The 24,041-nt window shown below is 66.4% G+C and carries 28 protein-coding genes; 9 read left to right on the forward strand and 19 right to left on the reverse strand.

Annotated elements, in window-relative coordinates:
- Positions 1-10: 10 nt before the first annotated feature.
- From BMW90_RS01665 to trmD, 10 genes are all read right to left on the reverse strand, one after another.
- A complete protein-coding gene (locus tag BMW90_RS01665; protein WP_074834518.1) occupies positions 11-1,537 on the reverse strand; it encodes an aldehyde dehydrogenase family protein in 1,527 nt (508 codons plus the stop codon).
- 3 nt (positions 1,538-1,540) lie between these two features.
- Positions 1,541-2,308, reverse strand: a complete 768-nt coding sequence (locus tag BMW90_RS01670) for an enoyl-CoA hydratase/isomerase family protein (protein ID WP_074834519.1) — start codon at positions 2,306-2,308, stop codon at positions 1,541-1,543.
- The gene (locus tag BMW90_RS01675; protein WP_074834521.1) at positions 2,305-3,876 is read right to left on the reverse strand and encodes an acyl CoA:acetate/3-ketoacid CoA transferase; all 1,572 of its coding nucleotides are present in this window, start codon (positions 3,874-3,876) and stop codon (positions 2,305-2,307) included. The genes BMW90_RS01670 and BMW90_RS01675 overlap by 4 nt, the downstream gene beginning before the upstream one ends.
- On the reverse strand, positions 3,873-4,877 hold the full coding sequence (locus tag BMW90_RS01680; RefSeq protein WP_074834522.1) for a Gfo/Idh/MocA family protein: 1,005 nt from the start codon (positions 4,875-4,877) through the stop codon (positions 3,873-3,875). Before BMW90_RS01680 ends, BMW90_RS01675 begins: the two co-directional genes overlap by 4 nt.
- 139 nt (positions 4,878-5,016) lie before the next feature.
- Positions 5,017-7,194 (reverse strand): hypothetical protein, encoded by a 2,178-nt coding sequence (locus BMW90_RS01685; RefSeq protein WP_074834524.1) that lies wholly within the window; start codon positions 7,192-7,194, stop codon positions 5,017-5,019.
- A gap of 107 nt (positions 7,195-7,301) precedes the next feature.
- Entirely contained in the window at positions 7,302-8,087 is a 786-nt protein-coding gene (locus BMW90_RS01690) for a division plane positioning ATPase MipZ (protein WP_074834525.1), read from the reverse strand.
- Positions 8,088-8,328: 241 nt separating this feature from the next.
- Positions 8,329-9,537 (reverse strand): multidrug effflux MFS transporter, encoded by a 1,209-nt coding sequence (locus BMW90_RS01695; protein WP_074834527.1) that lies wholly within the window; start codon positions 9,535-9,537, stop codon positions 8,329-8,331.
- Positions 9,538-9,634: 97 nt separating this feature from the next.
- Positions 9,635-9,856 carry a 50S ribosomal protein L31 gene (rpmE, locus tag BMW90_RS01700; RefSeq protein WP_048530142.1) on the reverse strand — a complete coding sequence of 74 codons (222 nt, stop codon included), beginning with the start codon at positions 9,854-9,856 and terminating at the stop codon, positions 9,635-9,637.
- An 11-nt stretch (positions 9,857-9,867) separates the two neighbouring features.
- Positions 9,868-10,254 (reverse strand): 50S ribosomal protein L19, encoded by a 387-nt coding sequence (gene rplS / locus BMW90_RS01705; protein WP_048530144.1) that lies wholly within the window; start codon positions 10,252-10,254, stop codon positions 9,868-9,870.
- A 525-nt stretch (positions 10,255-10,779) separates the two neighbouring features.
- Entirely contained in the window at positions 10,780-11,580 is an 801-nt protein-coding gene (gene trmD / locus BMW90_RS01710) for a tRNA (guanosine(37)-N1)-methyltransferase TrmD (RefSeq protein WP_074834528.1), read from the reverse strand.
- Positions 11,581-11,661: 81 nt separating this feature from the next.
- On the opposite strand from trmD, the gene BMW90_RS01715 reads away from it, so the two are divergent.
- Complete coding sequence (locus BMW90_RS01715) at positions 11,662-12,537, forward strand: phosphotransferase (protein ID WP_074834530.1); 876 nt, start codon at positions 11,662-11,664, stop codon at positions 12,535-12,537.
- Here BMW90_RS01715 and rimM read toward each other — a convergent pair.
- The 7 genes from rimM to BMW90_RS01750 form a co-directional block, all read right to left on the reverse strand.
- Positions 12,534-13,049, reverse strand: a complete 516-nt coding sequence (rimM, locus tag BMW90_RS01720; protein ID WP_048530148.1) for a ribosome maturation factor RimM — start codon at positions 13,047-13,049, stop codon at positions 12,534-12,536. The genes BMW90_RS01715 and rimM overlap by 4 nt on opposite strands.
- 192 nt (positions 13,050-13,241) lie before the next feature.
- Entirely contained in the window at positions 13,242-13,607 is a 366-nt protein-coding gene (gene rpsP / locus BMW90_RS01725) for a 30S ribosomal protein S16 (RefSeq protein WP_048530149.1), read from the reverse strand.
- Positions 13,608-13,653: 46 nt separating this feature from the next.
- Complete coding sequence (locus BMW90_RS01730) at positions 13,654-13,950, reverse strand: chorismate mutase (RefSeq protein ID WP_048530151.1); 297 nt, start codon at positions 13,948-13,950, stop codon at positions 13,654-13,656.
- Positions 13,943-14,542: a GNAT family N-acetyltransferase gene (locus BMW90_RS01735; protein WP_074834533.1), complete on the reverse strand. Its 600-nt coding sequence runs from the start codon at positions 14,540-14,542 to the stop codon at positions 13,943-13,945. The genes BMW90_RS01730 and BMW90_RS01735 overlap by 8 nt, the downstream gene beginning before the upstream one ends.
- Complete coding sequence (locus tag BMW90_RS01740) at positions 14,539-15,102, reverse strand: GNAT family N-acetyltransferase (protein ID WP_074834534.1); 564 nt, start codon at positions 15,100-15,102, stop codon at positions 14,539-14,541. Before BMW90_RS01740 ends, BMW90_RS01735 begins: the two co-directional genes overlap by 4 nt.
- Before the next feature lie 3 nt (positions 15,103-15,105).
- Positions 15,106-16,611, reverse strand: coding sequence for a signal recognition particle protein (gene ffh, locus BMW90_RS01745; protein ID WP_074834536.1), 1,506 nt, complete (start codon positions 16,609-16,611; stop codon positions 15,106-15,108).
- A gap of 288 nt (positions 16,612-16,899) precedes the next feature.
- Complete coding sequence (locus BMW90_RS01750; RefSeq protein ID WP_074834854.1) at positions 16,900-17,445, reverse strand: FMN-dependent NADH-azoreductase; 546 nt, start codon at positions 17,443-17,445, stop codon at positions 16,900-16,902.
- A 118-nt stretch (positions 17,446-17,563) separates the two neighbouring features.
- On the opposite strand from BMW90_RS01750, the gene BMW90_RS01755 reads away from it, so the two are divergent.
- Both BMW90_RS01755 and BMW90_RS01760 read left to right on the forward strand, forming a co-directional pair.
- Entirely contained in the window at positions 17,564-18,460 is an 897-nt protein-coding gene (locus BMW90_RS01755; protein WP_074834538.1) for a LysR family transcriptional regulator, read from the forward strand.
- Positions 18,453-19,355: a DMT family transporter gene (locus BMW90_RS01760; protein WP_074834539.1), complete on the forward strand. Its 903-nt coding sequence runs from the start codon at positions 18,453-18,455 to the stop codon at positions 19,353-19,355. Before BMW90_RS01755 ends, BMW90_RS01760 begins: the two co-directional genes overlap by 8 nt.
- 4 nt (positions 19,356-19,359) lie before the next feature.
- Here BMW90_RS01760 and BMW90_RS01765 read toward each other — a convergent pair whose 3' ends face one another.
- On the reverse strand, positions 19,360-19,695 hold the full coding sequence (locus BMW90_RS01765; protein ID WP_048530161.1) for an ArsR/SmtB family transcription factor: 336 nt from the start codon (positions 19,693-19,695) through the stop codon (positions 19,360-19,362).
- A gap of 252 nt (positions 19,696-19,947) precedes the next feature.
- On the opposite strand from BMW90_RS01765, the gene BMW90_RS01770 reads away from it, so the two are divergent.
- The 5 genes from BMW90_RS01770 to BMW90_RS01790 all read left to right on the forward strand — a co-directional run bounded on the left by BMW90_RS01770 (position 19,948) and on the right by BMW90_RS01790 (position 22,573).
- Complete coding sequence (locus tag BMW90_RS01770; protein ID WP_048530162.1) at positions 19,948-20,289, forward strand: AtpZ/AtpI family protein; 342 nt, start codon at positions 19,948-19,950, stop codon at positions 20,287-20,289.
- Complete coding sequence (locus BMW90_RS01775) at positions 20,279-21,037, forward strand: F0F1 ATP synthase subunit A (protein WP_048530166.1); 759 nt, start codon at positions 20,279-20,281, stop codon at positions 21,035-21,037. The genes BMW90_RS01770 and BMW90_RS01775 overlap by 11 nt, the downstream gene beginning before the upstream one ends.
- 103 nt (positions 21,038-21,140) lie before the next feature.
- The gene (locus BMW90_RS01780; protein WP_022572950.1) at positions 21,141-21,365 is read left to right on the forward strand and encodes a F0F1 ATP synthase subunit C; all 225 of its coding nucleotides are present in this window, start codon (positions 21,141-21,143) and stop codon (positions 21,363-21,365) included.
- An 86-nt stretch (positions 21,366-21,451) separates the two neighbouring features.
- On the forward strand, positions 21,452-22,000 hold the full coding sequence (locus BMW90_RS01785; protein WP_048530169.1) for a F0F1 ATP synthase subunit B': 549 nt from the start codon (positions 21,452-21,454) through the stop codon (positions 21,998-22,000).
- Positions 22,001-22,003: 3 nt separating this feature from the next.
- Complete coding sequence (locus BMW90_RS01790) at positions 22,004-22,573, forward strand: F0F1 ATP synthase subunit B (protein ID WP_048530172.1); 570 nt, start codon at positions 22,004-22,006, stop codon at positions 22,571-22,573.
- An 88-nt stretch (positions 22,574-22,661) separates the two neighbouring features.
- Here BMW90_RS01790 and BMW90_RS01795 read toward each other — a convergent pair whose 3' ends face one another.
- Positions 22,662-23,435 carry an FCD domain-containing protein gene (locus tag BMW90_RS01795; protein ID WP_048530174.1) on the reverse strand — a complete coding sequence of 258 codons (774 nt, stop codon included), beginning with the start codon at positions 23,433-23,435 and terminating at the stop codon, positions 22,662-22,664.
- Between the two features lie 253 nt (positions 23,436-23,688).
- On the opposite strand from BMW90_RS01795, the gene BMW90_RS01800 reads away from it, so the two are divergent.
- Positions 23,689-23,979: a hypothetical protein gene (locus tag BMW90_RS01800; RefSeq protein ID WP_074834541.1), complete on the forward strand. Its 291-nt coding sequence runs from the start codon at positions 23,689-23,691 to the stop codon at positions 23,977-23,979.
- Positions 23,980-24,041: the final 62 nt, after the last annotated feature.

Raw genomic sequence — 24,041 nt, forward strand, 5'->3', positions numbered from 1 at the left:
CCGAAAAATGTCAGCCTGTCTTTACCCAAGGCGCCCGGCTGCGCCCGATGCGCATGACCAGCGATTTCACCTCGAGGAACTCCTCGAACCCGTAACGTCCGATTTCGCGACCCTGCCCGGATTCCTTCATCCCGCCAAAGGCGAGTTCGGGAAAGCCGTCCATCCAGGTATTTGTCCAGACCGTGCCGGCCTGCGCCTTGCGGCAGAAGCTCAAGCAGGTGTGGACATCCTCGCTCCAGACGCCCGCAGACAGACCGTAGGCCGAGTCATTCACCAGGGCAACAGCCTCGTCGAAATCGCGAAAGGTGAGCACCGAGAGCACCGGGCCAAAGACTTCGGCCCGCGCGATCTCCATCTCTGGCGTGACCCCGCGCACCACCGTCGGTTGATAAAATTGCTGGCCCAGGCCCGGCACTTCCATCATCCCGCCGCCGAGCATGACCTCGGCGCCCTGGTCTCTGGCGGCCCGCACATAGCCGTCGATCTTTTGCTGGTGATCGGCGGTGACGATGGCGCCGACCTGGGTGTCGGGGTGCATCGGGTTGCCGAACACCACCTGCCGCGACAGCGCCACCACCCGCTCGACAAAGGCATCGGCAATGTCCTCGTGCACGATGATCCGCGAGGAGGAATTGCAGCATTGGCCGACGTTGAAATAGACGCCGAAGGTCACCGCATCGGCGGCGCTTTCGAGATCGGCATCGGGAAAGATCACCTGCGGGTTCTTGCCGCCCAGCTCCAGCGCCACTTTCTTGAGGCTGTCGCCGGCGGACTTGGTGATCAGCTTGCCCACTGCGGTGGAGCCGGTAAAGCTCACCATGTCGACATCCTTGTGGGTGGTCATCAGGCTGCCCACCGGATCGCCGTGGCCCAGCACGATGTTGCAGACCCCGGCCGGCAGGCCGGCCTCGTTGAGCAGCTCGCCCAGCATGGCGGTGGTCGAGGGCGTCATTTCCGAGGGTTTGACCACGCAGGTACAGCCGGCGGCCAGGGCAAAGGGCAACTTTTGGCTGAGGATCCAGAACGGGAAGTTCCAAGGCGTGATGATCGAGACCACGCCGATCGGTTCCTTCAGAACCACGCCAAGGATGTCGGCGCCCAGGGTGTTGTGGCTGTCGCCGTGGCTGGCCCGCGCGAGGCTGGCGGCATAGCGCCAGAGATCGGCCGCGCCGCCGCATTCGCCGCGGGCCTGGCTGATCGGCTTGCCGCTTTCCAGCGTTTCGATCACCGCCAGCCGCTCTTCGTTCGCCTCGATCAGATCGGCGACGCGGTTGAGTACGATGGCGCGCTCCTTGCCCGAAAGGTCGCTCCAGCACCCGTCGTCAAAGGCGCGGCGGGCGGCGGCGATGGCGGCTCCGGTCTCGCTGGCGGTGCCAAGCGCGGCGCGGCTGACCACAATGCCATGCGAGGGCGAGACGCGGTCGGAGGTGCGGCCATCGGCGCTGTCGTGATATTGCCCGTCGATAAAATGCCGCGCCACATAGGGCGCCTCGGGCATTGCCACGGTCTGGTCGGTCTGGATGGTGAGGTCGAGCATGACTTACTTTCCCGAGAAATCTGGTGTGCGTTTGTCGCGGAAGGCGGCGACGCCCTCGGCGCGATCGTCGGTGGCAGCGATGGCGGCGCTGCCCAGCGCCTCGACCATGGCGGCCCGATCCTCACCTTGGGCGGCATGGATCATCGTCTTGGCAACCTCGACCGCGCGCGGCGAGAGGGTGACGGCGCGCTCCAGCAGCGCCAGCGCCGCGGCGCGGGGGTCCTCGTCGACGGCGGCAACAAAGCCACAGGCCAGCGCCCGGTCGGCCTTAATGCGGTGCCCAAAGAGCGCCATCTCCTTGACCATCGGTTCGGGCAAAAGCCGCAGGAGCCGCTGGGTGCCGGACCAGCCCGGCACGATACCGACGCCGGCCTCGGGCAGGGCCAGAGCCGCCTTGGGGGCCATCACCCGCAGGTCGCAGGCCGCCGCCAGCTCCAGCCCGCCGCCGAAGGCATGGCCGTTGAGCACGGCAAGGGTCGGTTTCGACAGCCGCGCCAGCCGGTCAAAGATGCGGTGGCCGTCGCGCACCCAATGGCGGGCGAATTCGGCCGGTGTCAGATCGCCCCAGCCGTTGATGTCGGCCCCGGTGCAGAAGGCGCGGTCGCCTTCGGCTGTGAGCATCACGGCAGCGATCGCTGGATCGCGCTCGATCCGCTCGAGATGCGCCGAGAGCGCGCCCAGCATTTCGACAGTCAGCGCGTTCATCTTGGCCGGGTTGTCGAGCCTGAGTTCGGTGATGCGGCCCCGTTGTTCGAACCGGACGCCGCTCATTGGCCCCATCCCATCGGCGCATCCGCCAGCAGTGACAGCGGCAGGGTAACGGCATCCTCCGCCACCCGGACCCGCCCGCCGGAGGCCGCGACGATATCGCGCGCGGGGTCGATGCCGGGCATGATCTCGGTGGCCACGAGGCCCTGATCGGTCAGGCGGATCACGCAGCGTTCGGTGACATAGAGGATTTCCTGCTCTAGCTCCCGCGCGCGTTTGCCGGAAAAGGTCACATGTTCAACCGCTTCCACCATCTTGGTGAACTTGCCCGGGGCGGCGATCCGAATGCCCTGATCGGTCAGTTCGACCTTGGCGCCGGCCTCGAACCAGCCGGAGAAGACGATCTTCTTCGCCCCCGCCGTGATGTCGACGAAGCCGCCGCAGCCGGCCGTCAGATAGGGTTTCTTGCCAAGTTTCGAAACGTTGACGTTGCCCTCGACATCGACCTCGAGGAAGGACAGAAAGGACACGTCGAAACCGCCGCCCTGGAAATAGATGAACTGTTGAGGCGAGGGCACGAAAGCATCGGCGTTGGAGGCGCAGCCAAAGGCGAAACCGGTCAGCGGCATGCCGCCCACAGCGCCCTGTTCGATGGCCCAGGTCACCGCTTCGGGCTGGCCCTCCTCGAGCAGGATGCGCGGCACCATGGCGCTGATGCCGAAGCCGAGGTTGGCCGACATGCCGGGGCGCAGCTCCATTGCCGCGCGCCGGGCGATGACCTTTTCGACACCATGTTCGGCCAGGGCAAAACTCTCCCAAGGGCGCATCACCTGGCCCGAGATCGCCGGGTCATACGGCGTCTCACAGGTCTGCTTCTGATCTTCGTCGATCACCACCAGATCGACCAGATGCCCCGGCACCCGTACGTCATGTGGCCGCAGCGAGCCGCGCTTGGTGACGCGGCTGACCTGGGCAATCACCAGCCCGCCGTGATTGCGCACGCAGATCGCCTGTTCCAGCCCGCCCAGATAGGCGCCTTCGTGCTCATAGGTCAGGTTGCCGTGTTCATCCGCCGTGGTGGCGCGCAGGATGGCGACATCGGGCACGATATTGGGGAAATGCAGCCAGGTATCGCCGTCGAACTCGACGCGCTTCACAATCGGCGCCGCGGCGCCCCGGTCGTTCATCGCGCAGCCTTCGCGGCGGGGATCGACAAAGGTATCCAGCCCCACCTTAGTCAGCACGCCGGGCCGCTTCGCCGCCGCCTCGCGGGTCATGTCAAAGAGGATGCCGGAGGGCACGTTGTAGGCCGCCACGCGGTCTTCGACGACCATCTTCCAGATCTCGGGCATCGGCTTGGACGAGGGGCCCGAGGGGTAAGAGCCGCCGAGAATCCGCGCCAGAAGCCCGTCCTTGGCAATGTGGTCGACGCCCTTGATGCCGTACATGTCGCCGGCGGCAATCGGGTGGATGGTGGTCAGGTCGCGCGGATGGCCCTCGCTGTCGAACCGCGTGCCGATGGCTTCGAGCATGCGGTCGGGGCAGCCCAGCGCCGATGAGGACGAGACGGTGACGACAGCGCCGTCGGGAATGCGTGCCGCCGCCGTTTCGGGGGTGACGATCTTGGTCATGAGGCTACTCCGTAATCGAGGCTTTGGCGGGTGCCGCTCTGCGCGGCATCGCGCACCGCCAGCGCAATCATCAGCGATTTCAGCCCGTCGGTGCCCGAGGCGCTGGCCTCACGACCGTCACGCGCGGCCGCTTCGAACCGGCGCACGGCGGTCTCGTAAAGGCTGGTCGTGTCGAAGGGCAGGGCGCTGCGGCCCGCGGCGGTGATCAGCTCCAGCGCGCCTTTCGGATCCTGCGCCATGACATCCCGCGCGATCAGCGAGCCTTCGGTGCCATGCACCTCGAGCCCCGAGGTGGTATGCGGGTGGGTAAAACTCTCGTGGCTGAACACCATTGCGCCCGAGGGCATGCTCCAGACCGACATGGCGCTGTCTTCGACGCCCTGGCCCATGCCCGAGACGGCGGACTCGGCGATTACCGACGCCGGGTCTTCCTGCAACAGGAAGCGCACGGTATCGGCGTTGTGCACGGTGATGTCGGGGATCACCCCGCCGCCGGCCGCCGGATTGTCGAGCCGCCAGCCGCGCAGATGCTCGGGCAGGTGCACGGCATGAAAGACCCGCAGCGACAGGATACGGCCCAGCCGGCCCGAGGCGATGGCCTCGCGAATGGCACGGTGGCTGCCGGCGTGGCGCAGGTGGTGATTGACGCCGAGAGTGACACCCGCGGCGCGCGCGGCGGCGATCATTTCCGCGGCCTCAGCGACACTCAGGGCCAGCGGCTTTTCGCAGAGCACATGCTTGCCGGCCGCGATCGCCGCCATCGCCTGGGCATGGTGCTTTTCATTGGTCGAAGAGATGTAGACCGCCTCGACCGCCGGATCCTCCAGCGCGGCGGCCAGATCGGTGCCGCTGTGCGGAATGTCGTGGCTCTGCGCATAACGTCTGGCGTGATCCTCGGAACCGCTGACCACCCAGCGGACCGTGCCACCCTCCTGCGCGCGCAGCGCGCCGATCATGTATTGGCTGGCGATCGTACTGGCGCCGGAAAGTGCCCAAATCACGCTCTGTCCTCCTGTTCGTTGGAACGTTCCATATCATTAGTGGAACGTTCCACATCGAGTCAAGAGGTTTTCCGTTTTCCGGCCTTCACGGGCGCCTGTTTGTCGGCAGGGGCCAATGCTGCATTGACGCGGCACCTGCTCAGAACGGGGCGCGTCTTATCCGCCCGACCGAAGTGAAAAGCCGCAAGCGCGTGGCGGTTCGCGGCGCGCTTGCGATTTCCAGCCCCGCGCTCTGATCGATCCTGACCGTCGTTCCCGCCGCGACGTCCAGCGGCAGCGGGGTGATCCCGATCCGGACCGTCCCATTGACGAAAAGCCCGGTGGCATAGACGCTGATGAGCCTGCCGTCCGGCGCCGCGATATCCAGCCTGTCGCCGGCGTTGATATCGTGCCAGGGATCGCTCAGCGCCTCGATCGGGAGCCATTGCGCGCCGGCATGCGCCGCCGCCCGCGTGCGCGTGGCAAAGACCTGACCTTCGGCAAAGACCGCTGGCCCGCCTCGGTCCGGCGGCCCGGTGCGGCGCTCGGCCGTGCCGGCAAAGACTGGTCCCTCCAGCCGCCCAAAGGCGTGGTTCTGGCTGTGGATCAGCCCGTCGTACCGATGAATGCGCGCGGTCCAGCGGCCTTCGCCCCCGAGCGCGTAAAGCGCCTTTCGCGCGCCGGTCAGCCAGCAATCGCCCAGATCGACCCGGCCACGGAACTGGCGCAGTCGGATTGCTTCGAGCGTGCCCTGCACCGCCGCGATGCTGTGGCCCTCGCAGGTGACGTTGAGCTCGCCATGGCGCTGCACGGCGATGTCGGTGCCGGGATAGGTTTCGAATTTCGACGTGCCGGTGCCCTTGTAGAGCACGCCATAATATTCCGTCTCCGGATCGGGCGCGATCTCGATCGCGGTCTGGTGGCCCACCCGGATCGGCGCGCGGTTCACCCGCCCGCGCTGGGCCGGATTGGCAAAGGCATCCGAGACATCGCCGACCCCGATCCAATAGGGATGGCTGACCCCGACATGCTCTGCCCGGCCGACATGAGCCCCGGCCACGGCGGCCAGTTCCCAGCCCTTGGTAAAGCCATGTGTCGCCCGGTCGATCGGGCTGAGAAACTCCAGCGTCACATTCTCCGGGTGCCAGGTTTCGGTCAGCGGATAGCCGGCTTTGTCGAGCGTCTCGCGCCCGGCGGGCGGCCGGTAACGGCCGCTCCAATGGGCCAGAAACAACATGTTGCTCGGCGTGTTGGTACGGCCGAATGTGCCGACCTGAAACACCGGGCTGTCGATCCAGCCGACTGCGGCGGTCAGGATCGAGGGGTCGCTGTCGACATAACGGTCGTTCTCGTCGCCCCGCACCGAGGCCGCACGGCACACTCGCGCCCGCAGCCGGACATCGCGCCGGCGCGGCTGGGCCTCGGTGGTGTAATAGCCGGTGATCGCCCCGGCCACGACGCCATTCTGTCCGCGGTTCGCCGGTTTCGAGCCGTAGTAGCTGTACCGTCCGATGATCCGGTCACCCTCCCAGGCGGCCCCCGAGGCCGCGAGGTTCAGGCCGCATTGAAAGGTCTGGAAATCGGTCCAGAGCACGCCGCTGTGCCGCCATTCGGCGGTCAGGTCGAACTGCCGGCAGATGTCGATATACTGGCCCGCCTCCGGCCGGTAATGTAGCACGCCGCCCAGCCCGTCGGGGGACAGCTCGATCTCATAGTCGGCGGGCGACAGCTCGACATGCACCTGCTCGGCCAGCGCGGCGCGGTCCAGCCCGGGGTCATGGCGCAGCGCTGCAAAGACCTCGGCACGATAGAGCGCGACGCGGATTTGCTCGGGCCGCTCTGCAAAGAAGGGAAAGGCCCAGCGGTCCTCGCGGCCACCGGCCCGGACGCGGCTGTAGCTGCGCACCAGGTAATCGCCTTCGGCCCGGCAGCGGCCGGCGCCCTGCGCGCGGGCATAGCGATCGGCCAGCAGGAAGCCGTTGATCGCATTGCTGCCGCCCGCGCGCAGCGGCCCGTAGACGGCGCCGTTCAGCCCGTCGAGGTCGCCCTCGCGCAGCTGTCGCCAGCGCAGGTCGGGCAGGGCGCCGAAATGCTCCGGCCGGGGGGCGCCCAGCGGCACCACGTCGGCCATGTCGGGGATCCAGCGCGCGCCCGGTTGCCAGAGATAGCCAATGCCGCCGGCGGTAAAACGCTGGCCCGCGTCCAGCCGGCCGCCCGCCGCGCGCCAGGCCCGGGCGGCGTCTCTTGTGGCAAAATCCGGCGCATCGCCGGCGGCCCGCGCCGGGCGCAGGAACGGCGCGGTGGCGGCGGCGGTCAGAAATCTGCGGCGGTTCAGCATCGGCAGGCTCTTGAAGGTCTCGTCGCCCCAGCTTGCCTGCCGGAGCGGCGCGAGAGAACCCCGCCACCGGCGCGATCACCGCGACGTGAGCGCTCCGCCGCCTGTGGTCAGAAGTTGACCGCGACCCCGGGCAGGTTCAGCGCCTTGATCAGCTCGCGCAATTCCTGCCGCGCGGCGATATTCGACATGTTGAGCTGGCGCACCCCGGCATCCTTGAGATCGAGCAGCGTCAGCCCGCGGGGAAACAGCTCGCGAAACACCACCCGTTCGGAAAATCCGGGTGCGACGCGAAAGCCGATCCGCTTCGACAGCTTCTGCACCGCCTGTTCCATCTTCATCTTGTTGACCATCTGCTGCGCGCCCACCCGGTTGCGCAGCACCACCCAGTCGATCGGCTTGCCCCCGGCGACGGCGCGCTCCTGGCGGGCGCGCCAGACCATCTCGGAATAGACCGATGGCCCGGTGATCTTGTCGCCTTCGGTGTCGATATGGGCCAGCAGGTCGAAATCGACGAAGCTGTCGTTCAGCGGCGTCACCAGGGTGTCGGCCAGCGAATGCGCCAGCTGGCTCAGCCGGGTGTGCGAGCCGGGGCAGTCGATCAGCACGAAGTCGCAGACCGGTTCCAAGGCCGCGAGCGCGCCGTGGATCTTGGCGTCTTCGTCGCCTTCGGTGGCCGGCACGTCGTGATATTGCGGTGTCGGCAGCGCCAGCCCGGCCTCGGCCATATGGCTCAGCCGGTTGTGCATGTAGCGGCCGAACGTCTTCTGGCGCAGGTCGAGATCGACCACGCCGACGCTGTGCCCGATCCGCGCCAATGCGGTGGCCACATGCATCGACACGGTGGATTTCCCCGCGCCGCCCTTTTCATTGCCGACAACGATCTTGTGCGCCATGGGTTAGCCTCTCTGCCCTGACACCTGCTGCTCTGAGTGGCCGCTTATTCCCATCAACCCGGAGCACGTACAAGAGCCCGCGCGGGGTTTTTCGCCGATCCGGTATTCTTCTGTTTGCAAATGCCGGTGGGAAGGGTTCGGGGGGCAAAGCCCCCCCGGTGTGCGAGTCGGGGCGGCCCGGGGTCCGGGGGCAAAGCCTCCCGGCCGGTCGACCCCGCAGGCGCGGCGAAACCCGGCGCTGTCAGCCCCGCGGGCGGCCGCCGCGCGTCGCCAGCACGGTCGCAACCGCCAGCAGTGCACAGATCAGGATGGCCAGGATCAGCCGTTCGGGCGTGCCGTCAAAGACCAGCCCGGTCAGCCCGATCATCACACCGCCCACCACCATCTGCAACGTGCCGCCGTAGGACGAGGCGAGACCGGCGATCGGCCCGTGCGGGTCCAGCGCCAGCACCATCGAGGTCGGCACCACGAGGCCGAGGCAGGCATTGCCCAGCGCCAGCCCGAGGATCAGCCCGAACAGCGGCACCGCGCCGAGAAACGCCCAGAAACCAAGCAGCACCGCAAAGCCGGCAAAGCCGAAGGTCGCCCAGATCACCACCCGCGCCGCGCCAAAGCGGGCGCCCAGGGTGGCGGCGAATTGCGAGGCGGCGATGAAGCCCATGGCATTGACCGCAAAGGCCAGGCTGAACTGCTGCGGGCTGAGCCCGTAGGCGCCGGTAAAGACAAAGGGCGACATCGCCAGGTAGACAAAAAAGCTCGCCATGCCGAAACCGCCGACCAAGGTCAGCCCCATGAACACCGGATCGCGCGACAGGAGCGCGATGCCGCGCCGCATCGAGCCGAGGTTGACCGGCTGGCGTGCCTCCGGCACCAGGGTCTCGGGCAGGGCGCGCAGGCTCAGCACCAGCGCCAGGCCCCCGGCGGCGGCCAGAACGCCGAAGATCATCCGCCAGCTGCCGACCCCCATGATCAGGCTGCCCGCGAGCGGAGCCAGCATCGGCGAGACCGACATCACCAGCATGATCATCGCCATCATCCGGGTCGCCGCATCGCCGGTGTGCCGGTCACGGATGATCGCGCGCGGCACCACCATCAACACCGCCGCGCCGATCGCCTGCACCACCCGCGCCGCGATCAGCACGCCGATCGACGGCGCCAGGGCACAGGCCAGCGTGCCCAGCAGGAAGACCCCCAGCCCGGCATAGATCGGCGGTTTGCGCCCCGCGGCATCCGACCAGGGGCCATAGATCATCTGCGCCAGGCCGAAGGCGATGAAATAGGCGGTCAGCGTCATCTGCGTCGCGGCGACCGAGGCACCGAGATCGCGGGTGATGTCGGGCATGGCCGGCAGGAACATGTCCACCGCAAAGGGGCCGGGAATGACCAGCGCGCCGAGGATCAGGCCTTCGCGCCAAAGCGAGGGCGCGCGGGAGAGGGAGAGGGTCGACATGGTTAAACTCGCTTTCACAAAAGAGCAGGCACAAATGAAAATGGCTGCCCGCGGAGGTTCCGGGGGCAGCCACAAAACGCGTGGAATGCACGGGTGCTTAGAACCCGAGGCCCTCGTATTTCTTCTTGAACTTCGACACGCGGCCGCCCTGGTCCATCAGGCGGGTGTTGCCGCCGGTCCAGGCCGGGTGCGCGCTGGGATCGATGTCCAGCGTCATGGTGTCGCCTTCCTTGCCCCAGGTGGTGCGCATCTGGACGACGGTGCCATCGGTCATCTTGACGTCGATGACGTGGTAATCGGGATGGGTGTCTTTTTTCATCTCGCCACTCCTTACGCTTCGGCGCCCGAAGACTTGGGCTTGTAGTTTGCGTCCTCGGCGATGCGGGCCGATTTGCCGCGGCGCGAGCGCAGGTAGTACAGCTTGGCACGGCGGACACGGCCACGGCGCACCACGGTGATGCTGTCGATGTTGGTCGAATAGAGCGGGAACACACGTTCCACGCCTTCGCCGAAGGAAATCTTGCGGACGGTGAACGATCCGGCAATGCCTTCGCCGTTCTTGCGGCTGATGCAGACGCCTTCGTAGTTCTGCACCCGGGTGCGGGTGCCTTCGGTCACCTTGTAGCCGACGCGCACGGTGTCGCCGGCCTTGAAATCGGGAATCTCCTTCCCGAGCGAGGCGATCTGTTCCGCCTCGAGTTCTGCGATCAGATCCATCTGATCCTCTCCTATGTCGCTCACGGTTTTGCCCGTGAAGGTGGTCGGCCTCAGAGCTCTCGGTCTTCTCTCGGGTCCGCATGTCGCGCCCGCCAGAGATCAGGTCGGCTTTGCTGTCGTCGGTCACACGCCTTGCCAGGGTGGCATTTGCAAGCCCCGCCAGAAGCAGACGGGAATCGACAAAAACCGGCATGGCGCGGGATGCGCGCGGTAAACCAGAGAACCGGGCAGTTTTCAAGCGAAAAGCGGCCCGACCCGGCAATCCTCCGCAGGCAAGGCCTCCGATGGCGCACGGATGGCTGCAAGGGCGGCCTCGGGGTCTCGACTCCTTGGCGCGCCATCGGCAGTCCCACCGGCACTTCGCCGGAATATCCGCGCGATCGGTCAGGAGCGCAAGGCCAGGCTGCTTCTTCTGGCCAAAAATATCCCGGGGGTCTGGGGGCAGAGCCCCCAGCCGGTCGGCGTGCGCAGGCACGGCGAAAACAAAGGCGCGCAGATCGGGCCGGGCGCCGGCCGCCGGTGTTGTCACCCTTGCTGCGCCAGCCAGGCCTCCCAGAGGTCGGGCCGGCGCGCCCGGGTGATCGCTTCCGACTGCGCCTGACGCCATTTGGCGATCTCGCCGTGATGGCCCGAGAGCAGCACGTCGGGGATCTTGTGGCCGTGCCAATCCGCCGGTTTGGTATAATGCGGATGTTCCAGCAGGCCGTTGGAAAAGCTTTCCTCTTCGGCGCTGGCTTCATTGCCCAAAACGCCCGGAAGCAGCCGCACCGTGGCGTCGATCACCGCCTGTGCCGCCAGCTCGCCGCCGGTCATGACAAAATCGCCAAGGCTGACTTCGGTGATGCCGTAATGCTCGATCACCCGCTGGTCGAGCCCCTCGAAGCGGCCGCAGATGAAGATCGCGCCGGGGGTGGTGGCCAGGCTCCGGGCCATCGCCTGATCAAAGCGCCGGCCGCGTGGGCTGAGATAGATCAGCGGGCCGGGCCCCTTGCGCAAGGCATGTTCGATGGCGCGGCCCATGATGTCGGCGCGCAGCACCATGCCGGCGCCGCCGCCGGCGGGGGTGTCGTCGACATTGCGGTGCCGACCCTCACCGAAATCGCGCAGATGCACGGTGTCGAGCTGCCATTTGCCGTCCTTCAGCGCCCGCCCGGTGAGCGATCCGCCCAGAACGCCGGGAAACATCTCGGGAAACAGCGTGATCACGCTGGCCCGCCAGACGTCGTGCAGGTCCGGCGTGTCGGTCATCAGCGGCTGCGGAGTCAGGGTCGGGCGCACGGCCTTGCGGCCATGGGACTTGCTCGGAGGGGACTTTGGCTGTGTCATGCGCGCTCCTTAGCCTGCCAATCTGCGCCTGCAAAGACCCCCTGGCTTGCGCACCCGGCCAAATGCCGCATCAATGCCGCCATGATCCTTGCCGACCTGCCCCTGCGCGCCTGGGCCGCGCTGCGCCCCGAGACCCGTCCCGCCGATGTCGAGCTCCTGGGTCCCGATGTCTGGCGGGTTGGGGATGTGGTGCTCAAGCTGTTTCCGCAGGCCGATCTGCCCCGGTTTCGCCGCATCGTCCGGGCGCATCGCCAGGCCGGGCGGATCTTTCGCCGGCACCCGGGGCTGGCGGCGCAGCGGTTGCTGGGGTTCGACGAAGCCCGCCGGGCCCTGTTGCTGGAGTTCGTGCCGGGGCGGTCCGGGCGCATGGCGCTGCTGGCCGGCGTGGCGCCGGAAGAGATCCTCGCCCGGGCCGCCGCCTGGCTCGACCGGCTGCATGCCGCGCGCGAGGTCAGCGCCGGCCGTTTCGATCCCCGGGGCGCGGTCGACCGGCTGCCGCCGGCGCCCGATTGCGCCGAACCCGCCGGCTACGCGGCGGCGTTGGAGCAGCTTCGCAGCCTGGCCGACGGCTTGCGGGGCCGCGCGGTCCGGCGCGCCTGCCTGCACGGCGATCTGACCCTGGCCAACCTGCTCTTTGACGAAGGCAGGGTCACCGGCATCGATTTCGAGAACCTACGCCAGCATCCCGCCGACCGCGACATCGGCGAGCTCTGGGCCGATCTGCTGTTGCATGTCCGGCGTCTGCCGCCCGAGCTGCGGCTCATGCCGGAGCCCTGGGAACGGGCCTTTGCGGCGGAATATCCGGCGCTCTCGCCGGAGATTGCGCGATTCTACACCCGGCATCGCCTGCTCAGGGCCTGGGCGGCGATCCCGGCAGAGGCGCATCACCGCGGCCCCGGGCGCGAGCGGCAGCTGATCAACATCCGCGCCTTGATGGTGCGGGGGGCCTTTGCCTAGCCCTTGTCGGGAAAGAGCCCTTCGGGCGGGTCGGCGACGATCCGACCGGCGGCCAGATCGACGGTCGGCACCGCGGCCAGCGTAAAGGGCAGAAGCACCGTGGCCTTGAGCCCCGGGCCGTGGATTTCCAGCAGATCGTCGGCGCCGTGGTTGTGCACCGCCTTGACCCGGCCCAGCGGCGCGCCGCCGGTGTCAAAGACCTCCACCCCGATCAGATCGGCGTGGTAATATTCATCATCCGGCAAGTCCGGCAGCCGGTCGCGCGGCGCAAAGAGCTGCACGCCGCGCAGGTCGTCGGCCTGTTCCTTGGTCATCACGCCCGACAGCCGCGCGGCAAAGCCGCCCTTGACCGGGCGGCCGAGATCGAGATCGAAGCTCCGCGCGCCGTCCTCGGTGGTCAGCGGCGCGTATTCGGCAATCGCGGTGGGATCGGCGGTAAAGCTCTTGAGGCGCACCTCGCCGCGCACGCCGAAGGCGCCCGCAATCGCGCCGACACAAACCAGATCGCTCATCGGGACATCTCCCCGCAATATCCGGCGCGCAGCCATTGCCCGCCGGCGGTTTCACAGGCCTCGCGCTGCTCCAGCCGTTCGAACAACACGCCCGAGACGAAAGCAACCATCACAAAAAGGATCAACCGGAGCAGGCGCATGGGCACGGAAGGCAAAGAGACCCGGGCGCGACGCCCGGGCCCCGGCGACCGATTACTCCTCGGCCGGAGCTTCTGCCGCTTCGGCCGCCTTGGCGGCTTTCTCTTCGGCGCGTTCCTGGGCTTTCTTGCCCGGCTCGGCCTTCTTCATGTTGGCGCGCTCTTTCTTCTCGACGACGCCGGCCGCCTCGAGGAAACGCGACACGCGGTCGGTGGTCTGGGCGCCCTGGTCGAGCCAGTATTGCACGCGCTCCATGTCCATCTTCACGCGGTCTTCGCTGTCTTTCGGCAGCAGCGGGTTATAGGTGCCCAGCTTTTCGATATAGCGGCCGTCGCGCGGCATGCGGCTGTCGGCGGCGACGATGCGGTAGAAAGGGCGTTTCTTGGAACCGCCACGTGCAAGACGAAGTTTGATGGCCATTGGTGTATCTCCTTTGAATGGCGTGTCGTGACCGGCGCAGCGCCGGTCAGGATTGGTGCTGCTTGTGATGCTGAATGACTTCAGCAATGATGAAGTTGAGGAATTTCTTGGCAAATTCCGGGTCGAGATCGGCCTGGACCGCCAGGTCCTCGAGCCGCGCGATCTGGTTTGCCTCGCGGTCCGGGTCCGAGGCGGGCAGGTCGTGTTCTGCCTTGAGCTTGCCCACCGCCTGGGTGTGCTTGAACCGCTCGCCCAGGGTATAGACGAGGATCGCATCAAGCCGGTCGATGCTTTCGCGGTGGCCTTTGAGCAGCGCGGCAGCGCGGGTGACGGCGTCAGTCAAGGGCATATCCTTTCGGCTGTAACAGCGGGTCGACGTCGTGGCTGATTTCCATGTCGATGCCCCGGGCCGTCTGGGGGCCGTCGCGCCCGGCGGACGCGGGCTGGCGGTAGACCAGGCAAGGGGTGTCGGGCTTGGGCTGCGCGGCGGCGATGTCCAGCACCGCGCCCAACCGTTCGGCCAGCGCGATCGACCGGGTGTTCTCCGGTGCGATGTAATGCACGATCTCGGTCCAGCCCAGCCGCGCGCGGGCATCGGCAATGGCCGCCCGCGCGGCCTTGGCCGCGATGCCACGGCCTTCGGCCGCTTCGAACAGGCACCAGCCGATTTCGGTCTCGGGGCGGCCATCGGGGCAGTACGGCCCCACCATGCCAAGGCCCGTGTCATCCGCCTTTTCGGTCACCATCCAGAGGCCGTAGCCGCGGATCTGCCAATGGCCCAGGATCGCCGCCGCATGGCCCCAGGCCCTGGCGCGCGACACGAAGCCGCCGGCATATTGCGACCGTTCCGAGACATAGAACTCGGTCATCGCCGGCACGTCGCGCGGCGCGGGCGGGCGCAGGATCAGCCTTTGGGTTTCGAGCCGCAGGCTCATGGCCGGGCCTCCTGCGCGCCGGCATCGGCCAGCGGATAAGAAAACACCAATGCCCCGTCGAGCCTGCCGGTCTCGCTGCCGCCGAGCCGCGCCACCAGCGCCCGGCTCGCCCGGTTGTCGGGCGCCACGTAGCTCACGATCCGATCCGGGCCGAGCGATCGCAGGTGCGCCAGCGCCGCCGTCGCCGCCTCGTAGGCAAAGCCCTGCCGCTGCGCTTCGGGAGCGATGAAAAAGCCCAGCTCGATCGCCTCGTCGCCCGGTTCGACCCCGGCAAAGACAAAGCCCACCGGTGCGCTTTCGTGGCAGACGGTGAACATGCCGTCGCCGCGCAACAGCCAGCCCGCCACGTAATTGGTGAACTGCGCCCAGATCGCGTCATCGCCCGGAACCGAGTCCATGAACTTGGCCGACGGTGCCGAGAACAGCCGTCTGAACAGGGCGAAATCCGTCACCTCCGGGGCGCGCAGCAACAGCCGCTCTGTCGCGAGCACCGGCAGGGTGGTACGCGCGGCGGCAGCGATATCGGCGCCGGGGCAGGGGAGGGTGACGGGCGAGAGCATCGGTTACTTCTTCTTGCCGAACCCGCTGAGACCGGAGGGCAGGCCGCCGCCGCCAAGGCCGGGCAGACCGCCCCCCTTTCCGGCGCCCATCTGCTTGGCCGCGGCTTCCAGCGCCTTGGGGTCCATGCCCTGCGCCATTTCCGGGGGGAGCCCCCCCTTGCCGCCGAACATGCCGCGCATCGCCTGTTTCAGCATGCCGCCTTTGCCCATCTTGCCCATCTTCTTCATCATGTCGCCCATCTGGCGCTGCATCTTCATGAGCTTGTTGAGGTCGGAAACTTCCATGCCGGCGCCCTTGGCGATCCGCTTCTTGCGGCTGGCCTGAAGCAGTTTGGGATTGGCGCGCTCCTTCTTGGTCATCGAGTTGATCAGCGCGATCTGCTGGCGGATCACCTTGTCGTCGAATCCCGAATCCTCGACCTGTTTGGCCATCTTGCCCATGCCGGGCATCATCGACATCATGCCCTCCATGCCGCCCATCTTGAGCATCTGCTCCATCTGCATCTTGAGGTCGTTGAAGTTGAACTGGCCTTTCTGGAAGCGCTTCATCATGCGCTCGGCCTGTTCGATCTCCAGCGTTTCCTGCGCCTTCTCGACCAGCGCGACGATGTCGCCCATGCCAAGGATACGGCCGGCGATCCGCTCCGGCTCGAAGGTTTCGAGCGCGTCCATCTTCTCGCCGAGGCCGACGAACTTGATCGGCTTGCCGGTCACCGCGCGCATGCTCAGCGCCGCGCCGCCACGGCCGTCGCCGTCCATCCGCGTCAGCACCACGCCGGAGATGCCGATCTTGCCGTCGAATTCCTCGGCCACCTCGACGGCGACCTGACCGGTCAGCCCGTCGACCACCAGGAGCGTCTCGCGCGGGCTGACGACATCGCGGACGTCCTCGACCTCTTTCATCAGGACGTCGTCGATCTGAAGGCGGCCGGCGGTGTCGAGCATATAGACGTCATAGCCGCCCAGCATGGCCTGCTGCTTGGCGCGCTTGGCGATCTGCACCGCGTTTTCGCCCTTGACGATGGGCAGCGTGTCGACGCCGACCTGTTGGCCGAGCACCGCCAGCTGATCCATTGCCGCCGGACGATAGATGTCGAGCGACGCCATCAGCACCTTCTTGCCTTCGCGGTCCTTGAGCCGCTTGGCCAGCTTGCCGGTGGTGGTGGTCTTGCCCGAGCCTTGCAGGCCGACCATCAGGATCGGCGCCGGGGCATTGTCGATCTTCAGCGTGCCGGGCTCGCCTTCGCCTTTCAGCACCTCGATCAATTCGTCATGCACGATCTTGACGACTTGCTGGCCCGGTGTGACCGATTTGGTGACAGCGGCACCTGTGGCCTTTTCCTCGACCGCCTTGATGAAGCTCCGCGCCACCGGCAACGAGACGTCGGCCTCGAGCAGCGCCACGCGCACCTCGCGCAGGGCGGTCTTGACGTCATCGGCGCTCAGCGCGCCCTGTTTGGTCAGGCGGTCGAAGACGCCGGAGAGGCGGTCTGACAGGTTCTCGAACATGCGGCTCTCAAGCCTCCCGATCTGGTTTCCTCGTCAACTCACATAAGAGCCGACCGCACAAAGCACAAACGCCCCCACGGGCGCAACGCGCTGGTGGGAGGCGATCCCGGGCAAAGCCCAAGGGACCGGAAGGTGCAAGTCTTCCGGGTATCGCCGCGGGGAATAGGCAAAAGGCGGCGGCGAGTCAAGCACCGCCGCCGCGGCCCTGCGCGATCTGGTCTGCTTCTGTTCGAAAACACCGTGGGGGAGGCCGCAGGCCGGGAGGCAGAGCCCCCCAGCGCCGCCGGATCAGGCCGCGAACTGCGCGGCGTCGGCCTGTTCGGTAATGATGCTCACATCGGTCAATCCGACAAAGCCCAGCACGTGGCGCAGATAGGTCGAGGCGAAATCGTAATCCGAGCCCAGTTGCACGCCGCCGGAGGCGAAGGCCACGATCACCTTCTTGCCGGTCAACAGCCCTTCGGGGCCCTCGGCGGTGTAGCGGAAGGTCACGCCGGCGCGGGCGATGAGGTCGATCCAGGCCTTGAGCGCGGCCGGTACGCCGAAGTTGTAGACCGGCAGGCCGATCACGATGGTATCGGCCGCCTGCAATTCCGCCACCAGCGCGTCGGATTGCGCCAGGCGCGCGTTCTGGGCCTCGCTGCGGTCGGCGGCGGGGGTGAAATTGGCAGCGACCCAGGTCTCGTCGATCTGCGGCAGCGGTGTCTCGGCCAGGTCGCGGGTGATCACCCGCTCGGGCGCCAGGGTCTCGGTCAGGCTCTCGGTCAGAACGCGGGTGGCCGAGCCGGCCTTGCGGGCGGATGCGTCGATGCGCAAAAGGGTGGTGGTGGTCATTGTCATGTCTCCGGGTTTGATCTGCACCTAGAGTTGGCTCTTGCATTCATGAACTCAATTGCCGCATATCAACAGGACTTGTTGATTTTTGCACATAAGTATTCGGTGGAGGTATCTGATGGACAATTGGGGAGAGGTGCGCACCGCGTTTCAGGTGGCCCTGCACGGCACGGTCAGCGGCGCGGCCGAGGCGCTGGGGGTGCATCATGCCACGGTGATCCGCCATATCGACGCGCTCGAGGCGCAGCTCGGCGCCAAGTTGTTCCAGCGCCATGCCCGCGGCTATACCCCGACCGAGGCCGGCGAGGATCTGCTGCGGGTGGCGCAGGCCACCGAGGATCAATTCAACCAGTTGCAGGGCCGGATCAAGGGCCGGGGCGAGGGCGTCTCGGGCGAGCTGGTCGTCACCTCGCTGGTCGGCATGGCGGGGATGTTCGCCCCGGTGCTGGCCGAGTTCCAGCGCGACTATCCCAATGTGGTGCTGCGCTATCTGACCGGCGACCGCCTGTTCCGGCTGGAATACGGCGAAGCGCATGTGGCGATCCGCGCCGGATCGGCGCCGGAACAGCCCGACAACGTGGTCCAGCCCTTCTTTCGCCATCCCTTCGCGCTTTATGCCTCGAACACCTACGTCAAGGCACATGGCAAACCCGAGCGCGACAGCGATCTGGCGCAGCACCGGATTGTCTGTCACGACGATCTCAACAGCCGCGCGCCGATGTACCGCTGGCTGCGCGATCAGGTGCCCGAAAGCGCCTGTGTCTTCCGCAGCACCGACATGCGCGCCAACACCGAAGCCGTGGTCGCCGGCGCGGGCATCGGGTTCGTGCCGGTATTCGAGGCCAGGCGGCATCCCGATCTGGTCGAGATCATGCCGGCGCGCGACGAATGGGCCTCGCAGCTCTGGTTGGTCACTCATGTCGACCTGCACCGCGCGGCCAAGGTCCAGGCCTTTCTGAAATATCTGAAATCCCATGCCAAACAGTGGGAAAAGTGCTGCGCGCTGAATGACTGAGGCGTCCAAGGGCCATCTGGCCATGTTGTGTTTCTCGGCGCTGGTGGCCGGCTCCTTTTCGCTTGGCGGGCTGGTGGCGAACGAGATCGCGCCGACGGCGCTTCAGGCGGCGCGGTTCCTTTTGGCCGCGACCCTGACCGGGGCGGTGGCCATCGCCACCGGTCGGATTCGCCGGGCACATCTGGCGGCGCCCTGGCGCTATTTCGTGCTGGCGGGATTTTTCGCCACCTATTTCGTGCTGATGTTCGAGGGGCTCAAGACGGCGGCTCCGGTGAGCGCAGCGGCGGTCTTTACCCTGACCCCGATCATCGCGGCGGGTTTCGGCTATCTGCTGATGCGCCAGCGCCTGACGCCGCGCATCGCGCTGGGGTTGGCGGTGGGGGCCGGCGGTGCACTCTGGGTGATCTTCCAAGGCAGCTGGTCAGCGCTGGTGCAATTCGAGATCGGACGCGGGGAGGCGATCTATTTTCTCGGCTGCATCTGCCATGCCATCTATCCGCCGCTGATGGCCAGGCTCAACCGTGGCGAGCCGCCGGTCGTCTTCACCACCGGTATCCTGATTGCCGGGGCGCTGCTGGTGGCGGTCTATGGCTGGGGCGATCTGCGGGCCACCGACTGGGCCGCTCTGCCGCCGCTGGTCTGGATCACGTTGGCCTATATCGCGACCTTCGCCACCGTCGCCACCTTCATCCTGCTGCAAGTCGCCTCACTGCGGCTGCCGGCCTCCAAGGTCATGGCCTATACCTATCTCACCCCCTCGTGGGTGCTCTTGTGGGAGCTGGGGCTGGGCCATGGCGCGCCGGTGCCCTTGGTGCTGATCGGGGTGGGGCTGACGGTGCTGGCGCTGGTGCTCCTGATGCGGCCGGAGCCGCAGCGCGAGGTCACACCGGCCTGAGCCGTCACTCTCGCTGTGGCAGCTCCGTCGCCAGAAAACGCTCGAAAGCGTCGAGGTTGACCGGTTCGAACTGGCCAAAGCCCTGCATCCAGACACTGGCGGCGCGCAGGGCGTCAGGCTCCAGCTTGCACCATTTCACCCGGCCGCGCTTTTCCTGGCTGATCAGCCCGGCGCGGGTCAGGATCATCAAGTGCTTGGAGATCGCCGCCAGCGACATGTCGAAGGGATCGGCCACATCGGTCACCGCCATGTCATCCTCGAGCAGCATCGACAGGATCGCGCGGCGTGTGGGATCGGCAAGCGCGGCGAAGACCGCGTCGAGGGAGGCTGTCGGTGTCACAGCCGCGGAGGTAGCCACTGCGCCCGGCCCGGTCAAGTGGCGCAGCGGGCAAGATCAACCGATCAGTTGAATATGGCAAAGCGGCGCAATCGGCCCGCCCGCGGCCTGCGACGGTTTGACAGGCTTGCCGGGAGCTCCTCTAAGGTCGTGCAATATCAATAAGTTGACGGCTGGGCCAAAGGCGCTCACCGCTTATTGACTCGCCGCCGCCGCCGCCTTAGCACAGCGGCAGGAATTACCAAGGGGGACAGCTTGCCGGACCTTGAGCATCGCAAGCGGCTGGAAGCGCTCGACGAGCGCATCGCCAAGCTCAAGGGCGGGGAGGCCAAACCCCATCAGGAAGAGCATTATTCGCAGGCCCAGATGGGCTGGCGCATGGTGATCGAACTGGTGGCCGGTCTGGGGATCGGCTTTGGCATCGGATTTGGGCTCGACAGCCTGTTCGGCACGCTGCCGATCTTTCTGGTGCTGTTTACATTGCTGGGTTTTGCCGCCGGGGTGCAGACCATGCTGCGCACGGCCAAGGAGTTCCAGCCCAAGGACCAATCGGCCGACACGGCCGGAGAGCACGAGAGGGACGATAATGGCGGTTGAAGCGCAAGGTGCCGAAGAGGGCGGGCTGGTTTTCCACCCGATGGACCAATTCATCGTCAAGCCGCTGTTTGGCGGCTCCGAGGTGGGCATGTTCACCATCACCAACGTGACGCTCTGGATGTTCCTCGCGGTGCTCGCGGTCGTGGCTCTGATGGTGCTGGGCACCTCGCGCCGTGCGATCATCCCGTCGCGCACCCAGTCGGTCGGCGAGCTGGCCTACGGCTTTGTCTACAAGATGGTCGAAGACGTGGCCGGCAAGGACGCGCTGGCGTTCTTCCCCTATATCATGACGCTGTTCATGTTCATCGTCTTCGCCAACTTCCTCGGCCTGATCCCGATGTCCTTCACCACCACCTCGCATTTCGCCGTGACCGTGGTGCTGGCGCTGCTGGTCTTCGTCACCGTGACCGTGGTGGGCTTTGTCAAGAATGGCTCCAAGTTCCTCGGGCTGTTCTGGGTCGCTTCCGCGCCGTTGGCGCTGCGCCCGGTGCTGGCGGTGATCGAGGTGATTTCCTACTTCGTGCGCCCGGTCAGCCACTCCATTCGTCTGGCGGGCAACCTGATGGCCGGCCACGCGGTGATCAAGGTCTTCGCCGGCTTTGCCGCCATCGCCGTCGTGTCGCCGATCTCGGTCGTGGCGATCACCGCGATGTACGGTCTCGAAATCCTCGTGTCCTTCATCCAGGCCTATGTCTTCACCATCCTGACATGCGTGTACCTCAAGGACGCACTGCACCCGTCGCACTAAGCCTGCGGTGGGTTGAGAAACCCACCCTACGCAATATGGGCGGAGCTTCTCTCTGCCCGGAACACCCCTGAATTCCAACTTCCAATCGTAAGGAGATACACCCATGGAAGGTCAACTCGCACACATCGGCGCAGGTCTCGCAGCAATCGGTTCCGGCGCCGCCGCAATCGGTGTGGGCAACGTCGCGGGCAACTACCTGGCCGGCGCGCTGCGCAACCCCTCCGCAGCTGCTTCGCAGACCGCGACCCTCTTCATCGGCATCGCCTTCGCAGAAGCCCTGGGCATCTTCTCGTTCCTGGTTGCTCTGCTGCTGATGTTCGCCGTCTAAGCCTTACGGAAGACTGATCCTTACGCCTCGGTCGGGCGACCTGTGTCGCCCGACCGCTGGTAACCGGACTTCCCAAGGAGGACGACATGGCAACAGTAACCACAGAGGCCGCTGGCGAATACGGGGCTGACGCCGCCGCATCCGCTCCCGGCATGCCGCAGCTGAACTTCGATCACTGGGGCAACCAGATCTTCTGGCTCCTGATCACGCTGGCCGTGATCTATTTCGTCCTGTCCCGCATCGCGCTGCCGCGCATCGCGGCGGTTCTGGCGGAACGTCAGGGAACCATCACCAACGACCTCGCCAAGGCCGAAGAGCTGAAGCGTCAGGCCGGTGAGGCCGAACAGGCCTATGACAAGGCGCTGGCGGATGCCCGTGCCGAGGCCCAGAACATCATCGCCGAGGCCAAGGCGGAAATCGCAGCCGAACTGAAGGTTGCAACCGACAAAGCCGATGCCGAAATCGCCGCCCGCACGGCGGAATCGGAAAAGGCGATTTCCGAGATTCGCGCCGGTGCGCTCGACAACGTGAAAGAGGTTGCGCGGGACACCGCGGAAGCGCTCGTCACCGCGCTGGGTGGCCGTGCGGACAGCGCCGCGATTGATGCGGCCGTGGCCGAACGGACGAAAGGGTAAGACATGCGCAAACTCATGACAGTGGCGCTGATTGCCTCTGGCTCGATCTCGGCCAGCCCGGCGCTGGCTGCCCCCGGCCCGTTCTTTTCGCTCAGCAACACCGATTTCATCGTGGTGCTGGCCTTCCTGCTGTTCATCGCGATCCTGATCTACTTCAAGGTGCCTGCGCTGCTGGCGGGGATGCTCGACAAGCGGGCCGAAGGTATCCGCAGCGAGCTGGACGAAGCCCGCGCCATCCGCGAGGAAGCGCAGACTCTGCTGGCCTCTTACGAGCGCAAGCAGCAAGAGGTGAAAGCCCAGTCGCAGCGCATCGTCGACCACGCCAAGGAAGAGGCGCGCATCGCCGGTGACGCCGCCAAGAAGGACATCGAAGCCTCGATCGCTCGCCGTCTGGCCGGCGCAGAGGACCAGATCGCTTCGGCCCGTGCCGCCGCGGTCAAGGAGGTGCGTGACCGCGCCGTCGTGGTGGCCGTCGCCGCCGCGCGCGAGGTGATCGCCAAGCAGATGACCGAAGAAGAGGCCAACCGCCTGATCGACGACTCGATCTCGACGGTGGAAGCCAAGCTGCACTGATGCGGCGGGGGCGACCCCATCCGACCGATTGACAAAACGCCCGGAGCCCCGCGCTTCGGGCGTTTTGCCGTTGCAGACGGTTGCCGTGTCAGACCTTACGGCTCTGTTCGTGCTCGAACCTCTGCCGGGCGATCGCCTCGTTGCGTTCGGCCCGGACATCGTCGCGCAGCGCCGCCTCCACATAATCGAGATGCGCCTCGATCGCCGCCCGCGCCGCGCCGCCGTCGCGCGCCTGGAGGGCGCTGTTGATCCGTTGGTGCTGCTCGAGCAGCATCTCGCGGGTCAGCCGCTGCTTGAACATGATCTGGCGGTTGTAGAACACGCCTTCGCGCAACAGCTGATACATCGAACGCATCATGTGCAGCATGATGACATTGTGGCTGGCTTCGATGATCGACAGGTGGAATTCCGCATCCAGCGCCGCCTCGTCGCTGGGGTCGCGCTTGGCATGGGCGGCGACCATCTTGTCATAGACCGTCTGGATCACCTTGAGATCGGTGTCCGAGCCCAGCCGCGCCGCCCGCTCGGCCGCCAGCCCCTCCATGTCGCGCCGGAACGAGAGATAATCGAACACCGCCTCGGAATGGCTGGCAAAGAGCTGCACCAGTGCCGGCGAAAATGCCGAGCCCAGGACATCGGCGACAAATATTCCGGCACCAGCGCGGGACGACAGCAACCCCTTGGCCTGCAATTCCGCAATCGCCTCGCGCAGCGAGGGGCGCGACACGCCCAGCCGCTCCGAAAGCTCGCGTTCCGAGGGCAGACGCTCGCCGGGACGCAGGATGCCGCGCAGGATCAGCTGTTCGATCTGCCGGGTCACGGCAGTCGAGAGCTTTTCGGGCTGGATGGGCTGGAAGGGCATGGCGGCTCCGGATAATTGGTCAAATTATATGACCGCAGGCGGGGCGGGGCAAGCGACGGGCAAGGTTGCGAAACAATTGCACGAAATCCGCAGCAATGTTCTCCCTATGATAATCTATTGTTAACGCCTTCCGCATTACCTCTGAGGCATGGATCGATTTGCGTTGTTTCCTCTGTTGATCCTGCTTTCAGGCTGTAACGGCCCGGGGCTGCGCCATCTCGGCGTGGCCCCTGTGCAGGTTGCCGAAGGGGGGATGACCTTCGATATCCGCACCCGCGCCGGCATGGCCGAGGCGATCCGCACCAATCCGATGGCCGGCGTGCGAATGGTGGACGTTGCCACAAACGGCGGCCGCGCCATCCTGCGCGTCACCGGCTGCGAGGTGGCCTGGCTCCGGGGCGATCCTGCGGTGCTCCTGGCCGGGCTGAACTGTGGCGCAGGGCACAAGACGCCGCCGCAACCGCGCCGGCGGACGATCTGTACCGGCACCGTCTCGGCGCTTTACCGCACCGGAGAAAGCGACGTGATCTTCACCTGTGGCTGACAAAAGGCTGATTTCAGCCGAAATCCTGTGGATAACCCCGGCCTTATCCCCACATCCTGTGT

The organism is Marinovum algicola, from assembly GCF_900109145.1.
GTDB lineage: Bacteria > Pseudomonadota > Alphaproteobacteria > Rhodobacterales > Rhodobacteraceae > Marinovum > Marinovum algicola.